The sequence below is a fragment of the Carboxylicivirga linearis genome, from assembly GCF_018271995.1.
Taxonomy (GTDB): domain Bacteria; phylum Bacteroidota; class Bacteroidia; order Bacteroidales; family Marinilabiliaceae; genus Carboxylicivirga; species Carboxylicivirga linearis.
Window position 1 is genome coordinate 50,767 of sequence record NZ_JAGUCO010000001.1, and the last position, 18,997, is coordinate 69,763.

The window sequence follows — 18,997 nt, forward strand, 5'->3', positions numbered from 1 at the left end:
CGATATGATTGAAGAAAACACTCCATTTGAAAACAGATTACCGCTTGATCAGCTGAATCATGCGGCATATCGTATCCGAAACGAAATAAACAAAGTAATTGTAGGGCAAGAAAAGGTTCTGGATCTGTTATTAACAGCCGTTATTGCTAATGGTCATGTGCTAATTGAGGGTGTGCCTGGGATTGCCAAAACCATGATGGCAAAATTAATCTCAAAATCAGTGGCTGCTGACTTTTCACGAATTCAGTTTACACCGGATTTAATGCCAACGGATGTGTTGGGCACAATGGTGTTTAATGCAGGTAATTCAAAATTTGAATTTAATAAAGGACCGGTTTTCTCTAACCTTGTTTTGATAGATGAGATAAACCGTGCACCGGCTAAAACACAATCAGCTCTTTTTGAAGTAATGGAAGAGAGGCAAGTAACTATTGATGGAGTAACACGTGAAATGGAAAGTCCATTTCTGGTGTTTGCTACTCAAAATCCGGTGGAGCATGAGGGAACGTATCGTTTACCAGAAGCTCAGCTTGACCGTTTTTTGTTTAAAATTCAAATTGATTATCCTACTCTCGATCAGGAAGTAAATATACTAAGCAATGCCCAGCAACGCGAAAATAAAGACCCTCTTGAGTTGATTACTGCTGTGATAAGTAAAGACGAATTAATTCAATACCAGCAGATGGCAGCTAAAGTTGTTGTGGAGGATGATTTACTTCGATACATCGCTCAAATAGTTGATAAAACCCGAAATAGTAACTCATTCTATTTAGGGGGAAGTCCACGGGCATCATTGGCTATCTTAAATGCTTCAAAAGCCTTTGCCGCTCTTGAAGGTCGTGATTTTGTGACTCCTGATGATATTAAGATGGTTTTGATACCAGTATTGTGCCATCGAGTAATACTTACCCCGGAAAAAGAAATGGAGGGGATTAAACCTGAATTAATAATTCAACAAATTATTGATACAGTAGAGGTCCCACGTTAATTAAGTAGTTAATGGCTAAACTCAAAATCAGAGGTCGTATATTCTTTTCCGGGCTTTTTTATTATTGTCTGGCAGCAATTATTTTAACTATTGCTCTTGGGCAATTTGCCAGCCTGTTTTATATACTCGGAACCATCGGTCTTGGATTATTAGGTGCAGTTATTTTACTGGATCTTATTCTACTTTTTTACGTTCAACAAGATGCCATTGAGGCAGATCGGATAATTGATGAAAAATTTTCGAATGGCGATCTCAATACCGTTCAATTATTTTTTAGAAGTAATTATCGTTTTCCAACGTATTTAAAAGTAATTGATGAAATTCCGGTTCAGTTTCAGGAACGGAATTTTCAGCTTAACCTTAATTTAAAATCTGGCCAGTCAGAGACTATTAATTATGATCTTCGCCCTACAGAAAGAGGAGAATATCTTTTTGGAACCTTAAATATATTAGTACAGTCGCCCCTTAGAATGCTTGTCAGAAGGTGGAGTAAAGCAGATAACCAAATGGCTAAGGTTTATCCCTCATTCAAAGAAATGAAACAGTTTGAAATGATGGCTATCTCTAATCGCTTAACCGAGTTTGGGATAAAGAAAGTTCGCAAACTTGGCCATCAAATGGAATTTGATCAGATAAGGGATTACATCAAAGGGGATGATATCAGAACTATCAACTGGAAAGCTACAGCCCGGCGAAATCACCTGATGGTTAATCAGTATCGGGAAGAAAAATCACAACAAGTACTTTCTATAATTGATTTAGGGCGCTCGATGAAAATGCCGTTTGAAGGTATGACATTGCTTGATTATGCGATAAACACTTCTTTAGTAATGTCAAAGATTGCTATGCTTAAGGAGGATAAGGCTGGTTTGATAACTTTTAATAATGAGATTCGCACCATCGTTTCACCACAGCGAAGTGGTAAGCAAATGCAGGTTATTATGGAAGCTCTGTATAATCAAAAAACGGGTTTTCAGGAGCAAAATATAAGAGCGTTATATACAACTATAAAGCGGCAAATTCACCATAGAAGCTTATTGATTATATATACCAATTTTGAAAGCTTAAGCTCGGCTAAACGTCAAATACCAATGCTTCAGAAATTGGCGAAGGAACATTTGGTTATGGTGATATTTTTCGAAAATACCGAGTTAAGAAAGTTGACTGAAAATAAGGCAACTGATATGGAAGGTATATACATCAAAACTATTGCAGAAAAATTTGCTTACGATAAAAAGCTCATTGTGTCTGAATTAGAGAGGCATGGAGTTCATACTATATTAACAGAGCCTGGAAAGCTTACCATTGAAACGATTAATAAGTATCTTGAGCTTAAGGCTCGTGGGTTGATTTAGAAATTACACCATTATTACAATTCTGGTAGATTACCCCCTTTTCTTTAATTTTTTCTGAATTGATTCGGCAAATCTATCCGTTTTTACCCCTTGTTATCTGTGTGATTTGATGAAAAATCAAGTTTTATTGACTGTGGTACCCCTTTTGAGGACTTAAAAAAGGTGAATTTTAACTTTTTTACAAAAATATTCCGTTTCTTGAATACGTGATAAGCAGCTAACGATTGTCTAAGTAATGAAAGATTAACAATAGCCTAAACTGAAATTAATTTATTTGAAATCCCGTTAATTTAGTTTTGTATTGAAAAAGTATTAACCGTTTAAAGTGTTGTTGCATGATGACCTTATCCAATTTTCCAGAAAAAATAGAGTTAGACGATGTTTTCGATTGTGGGTTAATATCATTAATGACGAAATCGTTAGTAACTCCTGAGAGTTTTTATTTAACGGGTTATGAAACAATAAGCTTTAAGCGCACCCGTGAGTTTGCGCTTGAAACTGTATTAGCTTCTGTCATTCCTTTCGAAAAGGACTTATTAATTGTAAGCAACAACATTGATGATCTTCGATTGCAACGTTTATGTACTTACCATGGAGTAAGCAGTAGTATTATTAAAAAACCACAAACTCTTGAAGACTGGGAAGAGTTTAAACAAAAAGCGGCTAATTACAGACTTTATTCTCATGTATTAGTTTCGTGTGATGTAAACGATGCTGGAGACATGGAACAACTTATGGAAATAACAACATTGGTTGATAACATGAAAATTGGTTTAATAGTACACTGTCGCCGTAAACCAATGGCACTTAAGCAGGTTAGTAACTTAAATGTTGATTATATGATATGCAATGGAACTAATTCAGATATTAGTTCGGTTGTATTGGCACGAAGAAGTCGTTTGGTGCAAACTGAAGGTAATGCACGCGATTCAAGAATGGATTTGTACAACTACTGGCAAAGCACTCTATACGGTAGAAATTCTTACATAGAACCAATGGCTATATAACCAAGCTGTAAATATATCAATTTTTAAACCCAATATGTCGTTGAAATATAATTGTTCAGCGGATATTGGGTTAACTTTTTCTTAACCTTCCTCACTAATTATAAATTACTTAGCACGTCCTTAATATTTACTTTCCATTTCTCGTCTATACTTGTAATGTATTATTATTTGACTAGATGAGTAAAGAGAACACAATTGTAAAAAAGGAAATTGAAGCTTTAGTAATTTCAGATACGCACCTGGGAACCTATGGTGCCAAAGCAAAGGAATTAGTAAGCTACTTAAAAACGGTCAATCCAAAAACCATCGTTTTAAATGGTGATATCATTGACGTTTGGCAATTTACAACTAATTATTTCCCAAAAACACACACTAAAGTAATTCGTCAACTTATAAAGATGATGGAAAATGGTAGTGAGATTGTATATCTGGCTGGAAATCACGATGAATATCTTCGCCGCTTTGTAGGCATGTCAGTCGGAAATTTTAGAATAGCCAACAAATTGGTTTTGGAATTAAACGGCACCAAATCATGGATCTTTCATGGTGATGTGTTTGATGTAGTAATGCATCATTCAAAATGGTTGGCAAAGCTGGGAGCCAAGGCCTATGGTTTTCTAACTATCACCAATAAAATGGTTAATGGATTACTTTCTGTTTTTGGTAAACGTCGTATCTCTCTTTCGCGTGATGTTAAGAAAGCAATCAAGGGAAAGAAGAAGAATCAAATAACCAGTCGTTTCGAATTAACGGTAGCAGAGTTAGCTATAACTAAACAATACGATTATGTCATCTGCGGTCATATTCACTGGCCAGAAAAAAAGGTGATTACCAATGATGAAGGATCAGTAGTATATCTTAATAGTGGAGACTGGGTTGAAAACAATACAGCGCTTGAGTTTTATAATGGCGATTGGCATTTGGTACACTTTAAGCAGCAAGTATCCATAAAAAGTTCATCCAATTATCTTTCATCAGATGATATTCTGATACCTAATGAGAAGGTGTTATTTAGAGCAATGCTTAACGATGTTTTAAGTAGTTGATTAATCATCAAACCCCGACATCACAATGAAAATATTATACGCAATACAAGGAACAGGAAATGGTCACATGGCTCGCGCCTATGAAGTTATTCCTGAGTTAAAAAAATATGGTGAAGTTGATATACTGGTTAGTGGTACACAAACCGACATTGAATTGCCATGGCCTGTAAAATACAGATATCATGGTATGGGTTTTATTTTTGGAAAAAATGGAGGTGTCGATTTAAGAGAATCGATAAAGAAAACCCGTCTTTTCACTTTCTTGAAAGAAGTATTTTCAGTACCCATACACCGGTATAACCTGGTTATAAATGATTTTGAACCTGTATCGGCATGGGCTTGTAAACTAAGAGGTAAAAGATGTATTGGTTTAAGCCACCAAAGTGCGGTTCTTCATGCTGATGCCCCCAAACCTATTGAAAAAGATAATATAGGTAAGAACATTCTTAAGTATTATGCACCGGCAAATTTTAATTATGGATTTCATTTTAATAGTATAGCTGATAACATTTCAACTCCGGTTATAAGGAGTGATATTAGAATTGCAGTTAAAAAGAACCTTGGTCATTATACTGTGTACTTACCTTCCTATTCTGATGAAAAAATTATTGCTGTGTTATCAAAAGTACCCTATATAAAATGGCATGTATTTTCGAAGCATAATACACAACCAAAAGAAATTGGAAACATTACGATTCAACCTGTAAACAAAGCCAAATTTACAGAGAGTTTTTTAACATGTACCGGAATATTATGCAATGCCGGATTTGAAACACCTGCTGAAGCGTTATATATGGGAAAAAAGCTTTGTGTTATTCCTATGAAAGGTCAGTATGAGCAACAATGTAATTCTGCCTTTTTGGGTAGCATGGGAATTAAAACATTGACTGATTTTGAATCTGGAATTGAAGGAATAAACGAATGGGTGTTTTTTGAGAATGCCGTTTCTGTTCATTATCCAAATAATTTGCCTGGAGTAATTGATGATTTAATGGCTCGATTTACAACACAATACGAACCTATGCCAGAAATGGCGATTAGTAGTCAGTTTAAAATTTAATCTGTATGCTTATCTCAGATTGGAGTTTAATGTGTGTGGGCACCTCTGTTGAATTATAGGTACTTAAAGTATAGAATTCTAATAAGTCATCTTATCAATTAATGTTGTGTGTCCTACAATTGATTCTGTTTATGTCGCAGTTAATGATAGTAGACGAATAGTTATAATAATATTTAAAAGTTAATTTTGTTGATCATACAATAGATTTGATTACATCAACAATTAATATTAACAGTTCCACAATAAGTTTTACTGTTTGATCAATTATTCATACCTGCTCCACAATAAATAGTACGATATCCGCAATTAATGTTATTCATTAATCAATTACATCTGTTTAAAATCTGAATCAATAGTTTGATTTTAAGGATTGAAAATTAGTCTGATGGTCTAATGATCTACTAATCTATAAGTCTAATTACACGCAATCGAATCGACCTGCACTTTTTAGATTCACATATGAAAAAGTAAAGCCGGATTTCTCATCATGTAAATTATCTTCTCTATGAGTTTCTTTCCATCCTAAGCCTTTATATTCAGGAAAGAACACATCAACATTATCAAAGGTATGATGAATTTGAGTGATGTAAAGTTCATCGGCTTCTGGCAGAAATGCTTTGTAAACTTCACCCCCACCAATTACAAACACCTTCTGGTCATCACTACAAATGGCTATTGCCTCACCTATCGATTTTACCACTTCTGCTCCAGGTGCCTTGTAGTCTTTCTGATGTGTAATAACGATGTTTCTACGCTTAGGCAACGCACCTTTTGGGAGTGCTTCAAAGGTTTTTCTACCCATTAAAATGGTGTGACCTGTTGTTAACTCTTTAAATCTTTTTAGATCTGAAGAGATATAAGCTAGTTGATCACCGTCTTTCCCAATACCGTTCTGTTCATCAACGGCAACAATCATTGCTAAAATCATACTGAAATGGCTCCTTTAATATGTGGGTGAGATTCGTAGTTTTCTAATTTAAAATCCTCGAAAATAAATTCATCAATGTTTTTACGATCGGGATTAATAATCATCTGAGGAAGTGATTTCGGTTCTCTTGTTAATTGCAATTTCACCTGTTCAATATGATTCAGATAAATATGTGCATCACCCAATGTGTGTACAAATGTTCCCGGTTTTAATCCACAAACCTGAGCCACCATCATGGTTAATATCGCATAGGATGCAATGTTAAACGGCACTCCTAAAAAGATATCAGCGCTACGTTGATAAAGCTGACAGCTTAACTTTCCATCAGCCACATAAAACTGGAACAAGATGTGACAAGGTGGAAGTTGCATATCATCAATGGCACCCACGTTCCAGGCACTTACAATATGTCGGCGTGAATTCGGATTATTTTTAATACTCTCAATTACTTCTTTTATCTGGTCAATATTACCACCCTTGTAATCGGGCCACGACCTCCATTGATAACCATAAATGGGTCCCAACTCACCATCTTCTTTTGCCCACTCATTCCATATGCGAACACCATTTTCCTGAAGATACTTAACATTGGTACTTCCTTTTAGAAACCAAAGCAATTCATGAATGATGGATTTTAAATGCAGCTTTTTAGTTGTTAGCAAAGGAAATCCTTCACTTAAATCGAATCGCATCTGATGCCCAAACACACTAATGGTGCCAGTTCCCGTGCGATCATCTTTAGTAGCACCTTCGTCGAGTACCCTCTGCAGTAAATCCAGATATTGCTTCATTATAAGAAATTTTAGGCCAAAAATAGTCTTTTTTTTATTGCTGTCTAAATACTTTAAAGTAGTCTTCAATTGCATCGACATACTTTGTATATGCCTTAATACCTACTGAGGTAATTTTACAAATTGTTAAGGGGTAGTTGCCCTTGTTGGTCTTTGTAATATCAACATATCCGGCAGCTTTTAGTTTGGTAAGCTGAAAACTCAAATTGCCTTTTGTGGCTTTGGTACTTTCTAATAGAAATGCAAATTCTGCTGATTCAACACTAATTAATACCGACATAATAGCCAGACGCACCTGAGAATGCAAAACCGGATCCAGATCTTTAAACATACTATTTTTCCCGTTGTGAATACATAACGTGACCTGGTATAACAAAAGCGACTAACCAACCTAAGGCCTCAATCATTAACTGTTTATCTATTGGGTAAAGGGACGCAACATAAGCAAGGAGGCCGAAAAAAACGCCTCCATAAATAATAACGTTATATCGAAGAATTCCTCCTGTAATGACTATTGCAAATGCAATAATTGCCATAAAAATAGGATGCTGTAATTCAAAGTGAATTTGATGTAAAACATTAAACTGTATTAAGTTGATGAGTACCATGCACGCTAGTAGACCAATCCATACGTAGCGAAGTGAGATGCTAATAAAGGTTTTTACTTTTTTTCGGGATTGATACATATAATAAATGGTGTATGCAATACCTCCGAGTGGAAGAATTAGACGAAGTGCATGAACCACTTTCATGAGGTGATAGGTTGGAGTATATATGTCAACCAGGTAGTTAAGAACAAAGTAATTAATAACCGCAATCCATCCCCAAAGGATAAATAGAATTCCGTCATTCTTAAGTTTCTGTTGCGAAACTTCTATCATTTGTCTGATTACCAGTAACGATTGTTCTTCATTTAATTCATTACCCAGATCTTCATCTAAATTCATAGTTCTTCAATTTAGTTTGTATTACAAACTTAATGAGAATTAATGTAGATGTCAAGTTAGTTATGTTGTTTAATCAGTTGAAATTCAGAAGTAAATTAGGTGGAGGCAGTGTTCTTATCCTGAAGATTAATGGTTGTCATAATGGGGAAATGGTCGGAATAATTCACATTAAGTTTTTTAAATCCATATGAATTAAAACGATTATCATGAAATATAAAATCAATACGAAAAGACGGTAGGTTTCCATTATATGTTCCACCAAAGCCTCTTCCTGATTCAACAAAGGCATCCTTTAAATCACCTTTCATTTTGCGGTACACATACGAAACGGGAGTGTCATTAAAATCACCACATACAATAGCCGGAAAGGGCGCGTTGCTAATGTGTTTGCCAATTCGTTCAGCCTGATCAGCCCTGTGTTGAAATGCCAACTTTAACTTACCGCTAATCTCCTTCATTCCTTCGCGGCGTTCTTTATCATTTTTATAGTTGAGACTGTCTAAGAAATTAAGGTGTTTGGATGAAAATCGAATGGATTCCAGATGATTATTAAACACTCTAACTCTTTGACCATGAGCTTCGATATCTGAATGGATGCTAAAATTACTGGTGTGCTCAAATCTTAATGTCCCCTTTTCAACGATCGGATATTTACTAAAAGTGACTAATCCAAAATTTCGTTGTCCTCTTTTGCCCGAATGATATTCAATATGTTTGTATTTGTATTGGTTCAGTCTTGAGAGGATGTAGTTTTCATTAAAAGATCCTTTTTTGGTGGTACTATAAAATTCCTGTATACAAATTACATCAGGATTTTCTTTTCGTATCAAATCAAATATCTTCTCATGTACATCTTTTTCGTTCGTCCAGTTATATAAATCAAATAAACGGACATTAAAACTCATTACGGATAAAGGACTTTCCAATACTTGATCTTCAGGTAGGCTTTGACCTTTCCATTGAAAAGTATGATTCCAATGACTCCATGTTATTAACAAGGCTATTACGGGAAACAAGAATTGCCACCTGCGTTTCACAGCCCAAAGAACAGCTAAAAGTAGGTTTGCTATCCATAATATTGGGAACCCGAAGCCCAGAAATGCTAATATCCAGGTATGAGCAGGGCTGATATATGCAGTTATAACAGAAAGCAATAATGCTAATGCTGCAAAAAATGAGAATAGGGTGATTATGGATTTAAAAAAGCGTTTCAAAAAGTTTACTTTTTACTGGCGTCAAATAATGTTTTTTTCTCAGTAGCTGTCAGGCTATCGTAACCGCTGGATTTAATCTTTTCCAAGATACGATCTACTTCGTGCTGTTTTGTATTTTTTCTTTGATTATACTCCATATCTGTCAATGGACGTCGGTGTGTAACCTTCATCTTCGATTTTTTGGAGAACGCAGTTGCTATAGAATCCATCACACGATTAAAACGTATGGTTACATCTTTTCCTTGCCCAAGCCATCCGGCATAAAGATACCCAAATAACGCACCGCCTATATGTGCCAGGTGACCACCTGTATTCGATAGTGCAGATATGTTTATTAAATCTAAAGCAAGAGAACCTATTGCCAGATATTTTAAAGGAACGCCACCAAAAAAAAGAAGGTAAATTTTATGGTTTCCGCGTAAACGAGCCATGGTAAAAAGTAATGCCATAACTGATGCAGAGGCTCCCAATAAAATAGAATTAGGCTGAAATTGATACAGTCCGGGCAATAAGTTATAGGCTATCAAATAAACAACAGCACCTGTTATTCCACCTAAAAAATAAACTCCTAACAGCTGACGAGGATTCAGAAACTCAAGAAATATTTTACCAAACCAATACAACCAAAGCATATTAAAAAGAATATGCAGAAAGTCGTAGTGGACAAACATATAGGTTATAATTGTCCAGGGTTTGAATAATAATTCCAATGGATCGGACGGTACAGAAACCCATTGTAGCAAAGGGTAGTCTAACGATCCTGTTGAAAGGGTGAGAAATGCCTGTAATAATCTTATAACTATAAATACACCAATATTGATGTATATAAGTTTAATTAAAGCCCCGCCTTGCTTGTATGATTGTTTTATTTCGTCAACTATACTCATTGGTTAAACACCTTTTTTCTGCCAATACTTTATTAAGATAAAACCAAAGGCCATTCCGCCTAAATGAGCAAAGTGTGCTACATTATCGAATGAAAAATTAGCAACACCCATAAATAGCTCAACTACACCGTAAATTATAACAAAATACTTAGCTTTTAAAGGAATTGGAGGAAATAATAACATCAATTCTGTATTTGGGAATAACATTCCAAATGCCAATAGAATACCAAATACTGCACCGGAAGCTCCAACGGTTGGACCGTTTAATATCTTATTGAATTTACCCATTAAAGGGTCTGTGAAATTCTGGTAATTTCTCATAGCTTCTGCTCCTTTCTCCATTACTATCTGATATTGTTGATCAGATAATTGTGAAAGCGTTGAGAAATAGTCAATATAGTTGGCTCCAATATTAATGGCAGCAGCACCAATTCCGGTTATAATATAAAAAGTAAAAAACTTCTTTGGTCCCCAATACACTTCCAGAACCCTACCAAACATGAAAACTGCAAACATGTTAAAGAATAAGTGCATAAAACCGCCATGCATAAACATGTAGGTACCTAACTGAGCTGGATTAAAAAGCTCAGAACTGGGTAAATGCAATCCTAAATATGTATTCAAATTGATGCCAAAAGTGTTTTCTGCTACCCAGGTAGCTAATAAAAAGATGGCATTTATTATTAATAAATTCTTTGTTACCGGAGGTAAACCTGCAAACGGTGACGGACGATAGTTCATATTTGAAATTTAAAATTCACAGTGAGCATTAAATGAACAACATCAGTGCCACACTTTAAAAAATAACTAAATTAATGTAGTTGAATAGATTTATAACAAATTATGTCGGGAAGCAGTTCATTAACCCAACTAAATCTGTCATTGTGTCATATTAACTAAATCGTTTAGTAAGCTCATCGTTGTCTAAAATAGATATGATGGGCTTACCTGATGGCGAAAAGTTAGGAATGCTACATGCAAATAACTGATCGAACAATTCACTCATTTCCATCTGACTTAAACCTTTATTGTATGGAATGGCCGCTCTTTTAGCCATTGATGATGCTATTTGCTCACAAACTTCTTTATCCACATCCACTTCACCATCTTTAAAATCGGTTAAAATGCCATCAACCAGTTGTGCAGCAGAAATATTTTCCAATCCGGCAGGGGTTGATAGTACTAAAAAGGTTTCGTCATCCTTTTGTTCCAGTTCTAATCCCAATGTCAATAAATCTTCCTTCAACTCGTTAATCATGCCCACTTCATGAGGACCATATGGAAGCTCTTCCGGGAATAACATTTTTTGCGACAAAGAAGCACCTCTGCTTAATGCCTGCATAAAACCCTCGAAAATAATTCGTTCATGGGCTCTTCGCTGATCAATCATCATTAACCCCGATTTAACGGACGTAAGAATATATCTATTCTTTAGCTGAAAGAAATGATTGTTTGATGCTGAGCTTTCCTCGCCACCTGATGATAAAATAGTTTGTTGTACCGGCTGCTGTTCCTGTTCCGATTCAAAACTCATTTCACTTTCTGAAGGTTCAAAATCAGATGGAGATGGGTTGGTACTAAATCCATCATACAAGTTTTCCCACCCTTCGGTTTTAGGAGTAGCTGAAAATGATCCTCCTGATGATCCTCCATATGAGGTTACAGCTCTTTTCTTTTCTTCTTCAAAAGGATTGTAAAATGGATTTACCTCTACGTTTGGAGCCTGTGGAACAAAATCTTTTTGCGGAACAGGAATCTCAATCTGGTCAGCTGTATCAAAATCGATGGATGGCATTAGGTTAAACTTACCCAAGCTTTCGCGAATGGATGCATTTAATATTTGCCAAATGGCACGTTCATTTTCAAACTTTATCTCCGTTTTGGTTGGATGAATGTTAACATCCACTATTTCAGGATCTACTTCGAGGAAGATAAAATAGGCCGGAATGGTTTCTGGCATTAAAATATTATCGTAAGCATCCATTAATGCCTTATGCAAATAAGGATGACGCATGTAACGATTGTTGACAAAGAAGAACTGATCGCCCAGAGTTTTTCGTGCCGATTCAGGTTTTCCTACGTAACCAGAAATCTTAATCATAGACGTATCGGTTTCGATAGGTATCAGTTGATTTCCCATCTGCTTACCCATCATATTAACGATGCGTTGCTTAATATTTCCAACAGGTAAATTAAAAAGAGGAACACTGTTATGAATCAGGCTCATTGCCACACCCGGATTAGCTAGGGCAACCCTTTGGAATTCATTTATGATGTGACGTAGCTCTGTTGAGTTCTTCTTAAGGAACCTCCGGCGTGCAGGAACATTGTAAAACAGGTTTTTAATGATAAACTGACTTCCAGTCGCACATTGAACAGGCTCTTGAGATTCAACCTCGGAGCCTGATATACAGATATGAACTCCCAGCTCATCTTCTTTGCGACGGGTTTTTAGCTCAACCTGAGCAATAGCTGCTATAGAGGCTAATGCCTCGCCACGAAAACCCATTGTAGTCAGTTCGAAAAGGTCCTTGGCTTCTCTTATTTTGGATGTGGCATGACGTTCAAAAGCCATACGGGCATCCGTTTCGGCCATTCCCGAACCATTATCAACTACTTGTATAAGGTTCTTCCCTGCTTCTGATGTAACAACTTGAATTTCGGTAGCACCTGCATCCACAGCATTTTCCATCAACTCTTTTATAACTGATGCAGGTCGTTGTATTACCTCCCCGGCTGCAATCTGATTAGCAACCGAATCGGGCAATAACTGAATAATATTTGACATTTGTTCCTTTCTCCTACTAGCGTTTCAAAAAAATTATTCTCCCAGATAGGTATGCATCCAGTCCAGGCCTGATTCGATCAGATAAAATCCAATAATCATTAAAACAATTAATATCAGAATCAGTCTTAGATTAGATTTGCGTTTGGCACTACGCGTAACTTCATAATGCGATTTGAGTCTGCGACGCATGCCTCCTTTAATCCGGTCAGCATAACCTTTTTCTTTCTCTTCCTCTGAGAGTAGCCCCAATTCTTCTTTTATCCTACGCTCCCTATCTTCTCTTTTTTCCTTCTGCTCATCGTAGTAGATCGGATCGTGCTGAAATACACGGTGCCTTGCCACTCTTGTAAAAGTAAACTTCATAATCGTAATTTTTTGCGTTTCATCCGCGCCATATGCAAAGATAAGAAGTAATCTGAAACTGTAGGATTTTTACACCAATAAGAAGTTATAAACAGGTGTTATCTTATTCATTCTTAAGACTTCCTCCACAATGCTTACAGTAAAGGGCATCATCTTCATGATTATCTTTAAAACATTGCGAGCAAATTTGTGTGTTGGTTGGTGTTTTTCTGGTAAATTCTTTTGCCAGCTCACTGGTTACAATACCTGTTGGAACTGCAATAATTGCATAACCTGTAATCATTATTACTCCAGCAACAAATTTGCCCAGGGTGGTTACCGGCGCAATATCACCATATCCAACTGTTGTTAGTGTAACAACAGCCCAGTATATACTTTCCGGAATGCTTCTAAATCCATTGTTTACCGGACTTTCTATTAAATACATGATGGTACCCAATATGGTAATGAGTATTAAAACAACAAATAGAAAGACCCCTATCTTGTTGCGGCCAGAAGCCAATGCTTCCCAAAGAATGGTAGCTTCTTTTACGTACCGTGTTAATTTTAATACCCTGAAGATTCTTAATAATCTTAAGGATCGAAGAACTATTAACATCTGCGTTCCGGAAAAGAATAAACCTATAAAAGAAGGTAAGATGGCAAGCAAATCAATTATTCCATAAAACGAAAAAATATACTTTCCGGGTTTTTCTAAAATCCAGATGCGAAGAAGGTATTCGATGGTAAATAAAATGGTAACACCCCATTCAATTAATGTAATCCAGGTACCTGCATGCGATAGAATTCTGCTGTCGCTCTCCATCATTACAATGATAATACTTAAAAGAATAAGTACTATTAAAATGATGTCGAACCACTTACCTGATTTGGTGTCTGCTTCGAATATTATTTCGTAAAGTTTGCTCTTTAAGCTATTCATAAGCCAATATTGGTATAGGCAAGAAAATTATGGTAGCCTAAAATTAACAAAAGAGGTCAGGAATGAAAACAATTGCTAAATTTATTGCTTTAATAAGCATTGTTACCGAGATTGATTGAAATGAAAAAACTGGTTGTATTAACTGGAGCAGGAATGAGTGCTGAAAGTGGAATTAAAACGTTTCGCGATCATGACGGGCTATGGGAGAATCATGATGTAACGGAAGTTGCCAGCCCTGAAGGTTGGGCGAAGGATCCGCATCTGGTTCTAGACTTTTATAACCAACGTCGTAAACAGTTACACGAATGTGAACCTAATGCTGGTCATAAGGGATTGGCTGAGTTAGAAAAACACTTTGATGTGAATATTATCACTCAAAATATTGATGATTTGCATGAGCAAGCCGGAAGTTCAAGAGTTTTGCATTTACATGGAGAGTTGAAAAAAGTTAGAAGTACGGTTGATGAATCGCTGGTTTATGAATTAGACGGATCAGAGTTACATTGGGGTGATAAATGTGAGAAGGGATCACAGCTGAGACCTCATATTGTTTGGTTTGGAGAAGCGGTTCCGGCTATTGAGCCTGCTATTGAACTGACACAACTTGCTGATATATTTGTGGTGGTAGGTACTTCTTTAAATGTTTATCCTGCTGCTGGTCTGCTTAATTATGTTTCGCCCGGTGTGCCTATTTACTTAATTGATCCGGCTCAGCCTTTATTTACACCTTCACCTTCTATAACTTTTATTCAGGAGAAAGCTACTACAGGTGTTCAACATTTACTTACTATTCTTAAATCCCAATAATGAAGAAGCAAATATTAATCTTATTTATCAGTCTATTTTGTTTTATTACTATTCAGGCACAGGAATTTAGAGCAGGATTTACCGGTGGACCAACTATGTCGCAGGTTGATGGTGACACTTATGCAGGCTTTAATAAATTAGGTTTTAGTTTAGGTGGTTTTGTGAGTCGACAAATCTCACCCTCAATAGATCTGCAATTTGATATTAGTTATATTCAGAAAGGTGCAAGGCGGGCACCCAATATTGAAAAGGCTATTTATGATGATTATGAAATAGATTTGGGATATATTCAGTTTCCTGTAACAGCGCGTTATCATTTTAGAGATTTTTCGGTTGAAGGAGGTATAGCTATAGCAACTTTATTACATGATGATGAGTTTTGGGATGAACAATCTATTAAAGGAAATGAAGGAGTTCCTCCTTTTAAGTCATTAGAATTTTCAACAGTCTTTGGACTTAACTATCACATTAGCGAACGACTTTGGATAAATGGCCGATTGTTGTATTCGTTAAACCGCATACGTATTCCTTATGATGGTGAGCTTGAAATTTATGACCCTAAAAAACATTGGTTAAGTCGTAAACCCGGTCAATACAATAATAATATTGTATTCTCGGTTTATTATGCTATAAACAGATTATAGGTACGCACAAGCAATAGTAGCTAAGCTGATTTTTACGTTTTCAATTTCAGCAAGCGTATTGATACAAGCTTCCATTGTTGAACCGGTTGTGATTACATCATCAACCACTAAGATATGTTTACCTTTTAATGATTCTTTATTGGCAAGGTGAAAAATACTTTCTACGTTTTTCCATCTGTCAAAACGTCCTTTTTTTGTTTGAGTAGAAGTATGTACAGATCTTTGTAACGTATTTGTATTTATGGGGATGTCTAAAGCTTTTTGAATTCCATTGGCAATGACTTCACTTTGGTTGAATCCTCTTTTCTGTTGTTTTAGCGGGTGTAAAGGAACTGGAACCATTACATCAAAAGATTCTTCACTTGATTTAATTGCCTTTCCTAACTCAGAGCCCAATACTACACCCAAGGCTTGATTACTTTTATATTTTAGTGAATGTAATAATTGCTGTACCCGTTCACCTTTTCTATAGTAGTAAACAGAATAGGACGATTCTACTTTGCATCTTCCCCATAATAATGCAGAAACGACATTATCTGTAGGTCTTTTCTCAAAGTTAGTTCTTGGTAAACGCTTGAGGCATAGTTTGCAAATTTCAACTTCATCTTTGAATAAATGAGTACCACAAGTTGAACAAATTTGAGGATAGAGTAAATCAAAAATTCCTTCAGATGCTCTTCTTATACCGGCAGTGAAATTCATGTTTATTTTTTAAGTTAATATAAACCAAATAATTAAAATCTTCAAAAATGAGAATGTAATCTAAAGTTAACAATCAATTAACCATCTCATAAATTGGTCTTAATAATCTGGTAACATATCACATATACATTTGCATTGTAACATAACACAGAAAAAAATGAAAACACAGATTATATTGTTGGTTGGATTGTTAATGATTGGAGTTAGTTCTTTTGCAAATAACAAAGACAACAAAAAAGATGCAGAAGCATCAACAACTGCCATCACTTCTTTATCGGGTACAATTTCTGATGAAGCAACAGGAGAGAACCTTGCAGGTGTAAAAGTAATTTTGGAAGGCACGGATCAGGTTGCTTATACAGATTTTGATGGCATGTTTACTTTTAAAGATATTAAAAAAGGTACCTATACTTTAAAGTCAGATTTTATATCATACGCTGACAAAAAGACAACTATCGACACAAAAAAGGATTGTAAAGTGGCAATTAAGCTAAAGGCTGAAAAATAAAAGACAAACAACCATAACTGAGATAGCGATTCTGAAAAGAGTCGCTATTTTTTTGGTTATAAAAACTTAACATTAGAATAGTGGCTGATATATAGGTATATATGCAGTTTCAATTATGAGCATGATACTTTTTTTACTTACAATTTGATGTGAATGTAAATTAAATGTTAACTTTGTGTTAACCGTTTGGATTTTCATTCGGATATTAATTTGCTAAAAGCATTACACACAGGGCTTAGTTGGGAGATTAGTATTAACAATGAAAATTTAACCATATGAACAAGTCGGTACTTTTATTCGCAATTTTAGCTACGTTAACTACAATCGTTAATGCTCAGCTTACAGTTAAAGATGGTAAATATTACGATCAGGAAGATAACTTATATACCGGTGTATATGTAGAATATTATGAGTCGGGCAACAAGAAGGTAGAAATGAATGTTGTCAAAGGCGAAAAGCACGGTATTTCAACTCTCTATTTCGAAAATCAAAAAACAAACGAAGTTCGTTCATACAAGAAAAATGAGATGGATGGAACTTGGATTACCTATGACGAGAAAGGGACAAAAACAGCCGAAGCTAATTATAAGAATGGCGTAAAAGATGGCAAATGGTACATTTGGGATGAAAATGGAGTATTACGGTATGAGATGCTTTACTCAGATGGTAAAAAAATAGGTTCCTGGAAAATTTGGGACGAATCAGGAAAATTAGTAGCACAAAAGGATTATTAAACTCTCGTAATAATTATAGAAAGGGCAAATCGTTGGGGTTTGCCCTTTTTTTTGTTTATATCTTTTAAGGTTATTGAATGTGTTGAAGATGATTTCCCATTTAAAAATGGTATATAATTTTAGCTGGAGAATAAAATTCTGAGATACAAATAAAAGGCTTAATTTTAGGACATAAATTAATTATCATGTTCATTGCTTCTGCCCAAATTAACTCCGTTAAAGGTGCTATTCACGATAATCTGGAGAATCATATTGAATACATAAAAGTAGCGGCTCAGCAAGGAGCAGAGCTAATTCTTTTTCCGGAACTATCACTAACCGATTATATTCGTGAAGGTGCATCTGAATTATCATTAACTATTTATGATGCCTCCATTAGTCTGCTTCGCGATTATGCGATGTTATATAATATTTGCATTGTTGTAGGTGCTCCCGTCCATCAAAAGAGTGGACTTCATATTGGATCATTTATTCTTACACCCGAAGGAGGAATAGATTTGTACACTAAACAATATCTTCATAATGGAGAGGAGAAATTTTATCAGTCATCATTTGAGTATAACCCAATTTTGTATGTAGGTGATTATAAATCTCAGTTTGCCATTTGTGCCGATATCGAAAATTCAGATCATCCCAAAGCTGCGGCCGTTAATAAGGTAAAACTTTATTTGGCAAGTATCTTTTATACCGCTCAGAGTATAGACAACTTGCATTTAAAAATGGCCAGTTATGCAAAAGAATATCAGATGAATATTTTAATTTCTAATTTTTGCGGTGAGTCGTATCAATTACCTGCCGGTGGAGGGAGCGCATTTTGGAATAAGGAAGGTAGACTAATTGCTGAGTTAGATAGGCATAGAAATGGCTTGTTGCTAATCAACTTAGATGAAGAACATTCCAGTGGAGAATCCTTGTATCTATAAGAACTATTGCTAAAAAAACGAACATCATGTCATACTATTTTATGGTTCAAATTGAAATGATTGATGAAGATGAATATCAAAAATACCTTGATAAAGTCGATGAAGTTTTTTCAAAATTTAATGGTAAGTATCTGGCAGTAGACGATTCCCCAAAGATTATTGAAGGAACCTGGAAGTATTCAAGAAGTGTATTGATTGAATTTGAATCAGAGAACGATTTTAATAGTTGGTATTTCTCTGATGATTATCAAAGTATTATCAAACACCGGTTAGAAGGTGCTTATTGTGATTTTGTTTTAGTGAAAGGATTAAAATAATTGTATTCACAGTTTAGTGAATTAACAAGTTGTTTTGTATTTTAAAAAAGCACAGTACTTTTACAC

The 18,997-nt window shown here is 35.5% G+C and carries 22 protein-coding genes; 11 read left to right on the forward strand and 11 right to left on the reverse strand.

The features are described from left to right. Positions 1-4: 4 nt before the first annotated feature. From KEM10_RS00175 to KEM10_RS00195, 5 genes are all read left to right on the forward strand, one after another. The gene (locus tag KEM10_RS00175; RefSeq protein WP_212211949.1) at positions 5-988 is read left to right on the forward strand and encodes an AAA family ATPase; all 984 of its coding nucleotides are present in this window, start codon (positions 5-7) and stop codon (positions 986-988) included. Between the two features lie 11 nt (positions 989-999). Further along, entirely contained in the window at positions 1,000-2,343 is a 1,344-nt protein-coding gene (locus KEM10_RS00180) for a DUF58 domain-containing protein (protein ID WP_212211953.1), read from the forward strand. A 335-nt stretch (positions 2,344-2,678) separates the two neighbouring features. Further along, positions 2,679-3,350, forward strand: coding sequence for a hypothetical protein (locus KEM10_RS00185; protein WP_212211956.1), 672 nt, complete (start codon positions 2,679-2,681; stop codon positions 3,348-3,350). Positions 3,351-3,526: 176 nt separating this feature from the next. Continuing rightward, on the forward strand, positions 3,527-4,396 hold the full coding sequence (locus KEM10_RS00190; RefSeq protein WP_212211958.1) for a UDP-2,3-diacylglucosamine diphosphatase: 870 nt from the start codon (positions 3,527-3,529) through the stop codon (positions 4,394-4,396). Between the two features lie 25 nt (positions 4,397-4,421). Next, positions 4,422-5,456 (forward strand): glycosyltransferase family protein, encoded by a 1,035-nt coding sequence (locus tag KEM10_RS00195; RefSeq protein WP_212211961.1) that lies wholly within the window; start codon positions 4,422-4,424, stop codon positions 5,454-5,456. Between the two features lie 418 nt (positions 5,457-5,874). Here KEM10_RS00195 and KEM10_RS00200 read toward each other — a convergent pair whose 3' ends face one another. The 10 genes from KEM10_RS00200 to KEM10_RS00245 all read right to left on the reverse strand — a co-directional run bounded on the left by KEM10_RS00200 (position 5,875) and on the right by KEM10_RS00245 (position 14,296). Then, a complete protein-coding gene (locus tag KEM10_RS00200) occupies positions 5,875-6,384 on the reverse strand; it encodes a dihydrofolate reductase (RefSeq protein ID WP_212211964.1) in 510 nt (169 codons plus the stop codon). Beyond that, positions 6,381-7,175 (reverse strand): thymidylate synthase, encoded by a 795-nt coding sequence (locus KEM10_RS00205; protein ID WP_212211966.1) that lies wholly within the window; start codon positions 7,173-7,175, stop codon positions 6,381-6,383. Before KEM10_RS00205 ends, KEM10_RS00200 begins: the two co-directional genes overlap by 4 nt. A gap of 34 nt (positions 7,176-7,209) precedes the next feature. After that, positions 7,210-7,506, reverse strand: a complete 297-nt coding sequence (locus KEM10_RS00210; RefSeq protein WP_212211968.1) for a winged helix-turn-helix domain-containing protein — start codon at positions 7,504-7,506, stop codon at positions 7,210-7,212. A 1-nt stretch (position 7,507) separates the two neighbouring features. Continuing rightward, complete coding sequence (locus KEM10_RS00215) at positions 7,508-8,122, reverse strand: hypothetical protein (protein WP_212211970.1); 615 nt, start codon at positions 8,120-8,122, stop codon at positions 7,508-7,510. Between the two features lie 95 nt (positions 8,123-8,217). Beyond that, positions 8,218-9,336 carry an endonuclease/exonuclease/phosphatase family protein gene (locus KEM10_RS00220; protein WP_244825439.1) on the reverse strand — a complete coding sequence of 373 codons (1,119 nt, stop codon included), beginning with the start codon at positions 9,334-9,336 and terminating at the stop codon, positions 8,218-8,220. Positions 9,337-9,341: 5 nt separating this feature from the next. After that, positions 9,342-10,223 (reverse strand): rhomboid family protein, encoded by an 882-nt coding sequence (locus KEM10_RS00225; protein WP_212211972.1) that lies wholly within the window; start codon positions 10,221-10,223, stop codon positions 9,342-9,344. A gap of 3 nt (positions 10,224-10,226) precedes the next feature. After that, complete coding sequence (locus KEM10_RS00230; RefSeq protein WP_212211974.1) at positions 10,227-10,964, reverse strand: rhomboid family intramembrane serine protease; 738 nt, start codon at positions 10,962-10,964, stop codon at positions 10,227-10,229. Between the two features lie 151 nt (positions 10,965-11,115). Continuing rightward, positions 11,116-13,011 carry a DNA mismatch repair endonuclease MutL gene (mutL, locus tag KEM10_RS00235; RefSeq protein ID WP_212211976.1) on the reverse strand — a complete coding sequence of 632 codons (1,896 nt, stop codon included), beginning with the start codon at positions 13,009-13,011 and terminating at the stop codon, positions 11,116-11,118. Between the two features lie 33 nt (positions 13,012-13,044). After that, the gene (locus KEM10_RS00240; protein ID WP_212211979.1) at positions 13,045-13,374 is read right to left on the reverse strand and encodes a hypothetical protein; all 330 of its coding nucleotides are present in this window, start codon (positions 13,372-13,374) and stop codon (positions 13,045-13,047) included. Positions 13,375-13,477: 103 nt separating this feature from the next. Further along, entirely contained in the window at positions 13,478-14,296 is an 819-nt protein-coding gene (locus tag KEM10_RS00245) for an ion transporter (protein WP_212211981.1), read from the reverse strand. A 120-nt stretch (positions 14,297-14,416) separates the two neighbouring features. On the opposite strand from KEM10_RS00245, the gene KEM10_RS00250 reads away from it, so the two are divergent. Then, on the forward strand, positions 14,417-15,103 hold the full coding sequence (locus tag KEM10_RS00250) for an SIR2 family NAD-dependent protein deacylase (protein ID WP_212211988.1): 687 nt from the start codon (positions 14,417-14,419) through the stop codon (positions 15,101-15,103). Continuing rightward, positions 15,103-15,747: a porin family protein gene (locus KEM10_RS00255; protein ID WP_212211991.1), complete on the forward strand. Its 645-nt coding sequence runs from the start codon at positions 15,103-15,105 to the stop codon at positions 15,745-15,747. The genes KEM10_RS00250 and KEM10_RS00255 overlap by 1 nt, the downstream gene beginning before the upstream one ends. Here KEM10_RS00255 and KEM10_RS00260 read toward each other — a convergent pair. Continuing rightward, positions 15,742-16,449 carry a ComF family protein gene (locus KEM10_RS00260; protein ID WP_212211993.1) on the reverse strand — a complete coding sequence of 236 codons (708 nt, stop codon included), beginning with the start codon at positions 16,447-16,449 and terminating at the stop codon, positions 15,742-15,744. The genes KEM10_RS00255 and KEM10_RS00260 overlap by 6 nt on opposite strands. Positions 16,450-16,606: 157 nt before the next feature. Here KEM10_RS00260 and KEM10_RS00265 point away from each other — a divergent pair, with 157 nt between their 5' ends. From KEM10_RS00265 to KEM10_RS00280, 4 genes are all read left to right on the forward strand, one after another. Continuing rightward, positions 16,607-16,957, forward strand: a complete 351-nt coding sequence (locus KEM10_RS00265; RefSeq protein ID WP_212211996.1) for a beta-sandwich domain-containing protein — start codon at positions 16,607-16,609, stop codon at positions 16,955-16,957. Positions 16,958-17,232: 275 nt separating this feature from the next. After that, positions 17,233-17,691 (forward strand): toxin-antitoxin system YwqK family antitoxin, encoded by a 459-nt coding sequence (locus KEM10_RS00270; protein WP_212211997.1) that lies wholly within the window; start codon positions 17,233-17,235, stop codon positions 17,689-17,691. A gap of 185 nt (positions 17,692-17,876) precedes the next feature. Then, positions 17,877-18,614: a carbon-nitrogen hydrolase family protein gene (locus tag KEM10_RS00275; RefSeq protein WP_212212000.1), complete on the forward strand. Its 738-nt coding sequence runs from the start codon at positions 17,877-17,879 to the stop codon at positions 18,612-18,614. Positions 18,615-18,640: 26 nt separating this feature from the next. Beyond that, a complete protein-coding gene (locus KEM10_RS00280) occupies positions 18,641-18,931 on the forward strand; it encodes a DUF1330 domain-containing protein (RefSeq protein WP_212212001.1) in 291 nt (96 codons plus the stop codon). The last annotated feature ends 66 nt before the right edge of the window (positions 18,932-18,997 follow it).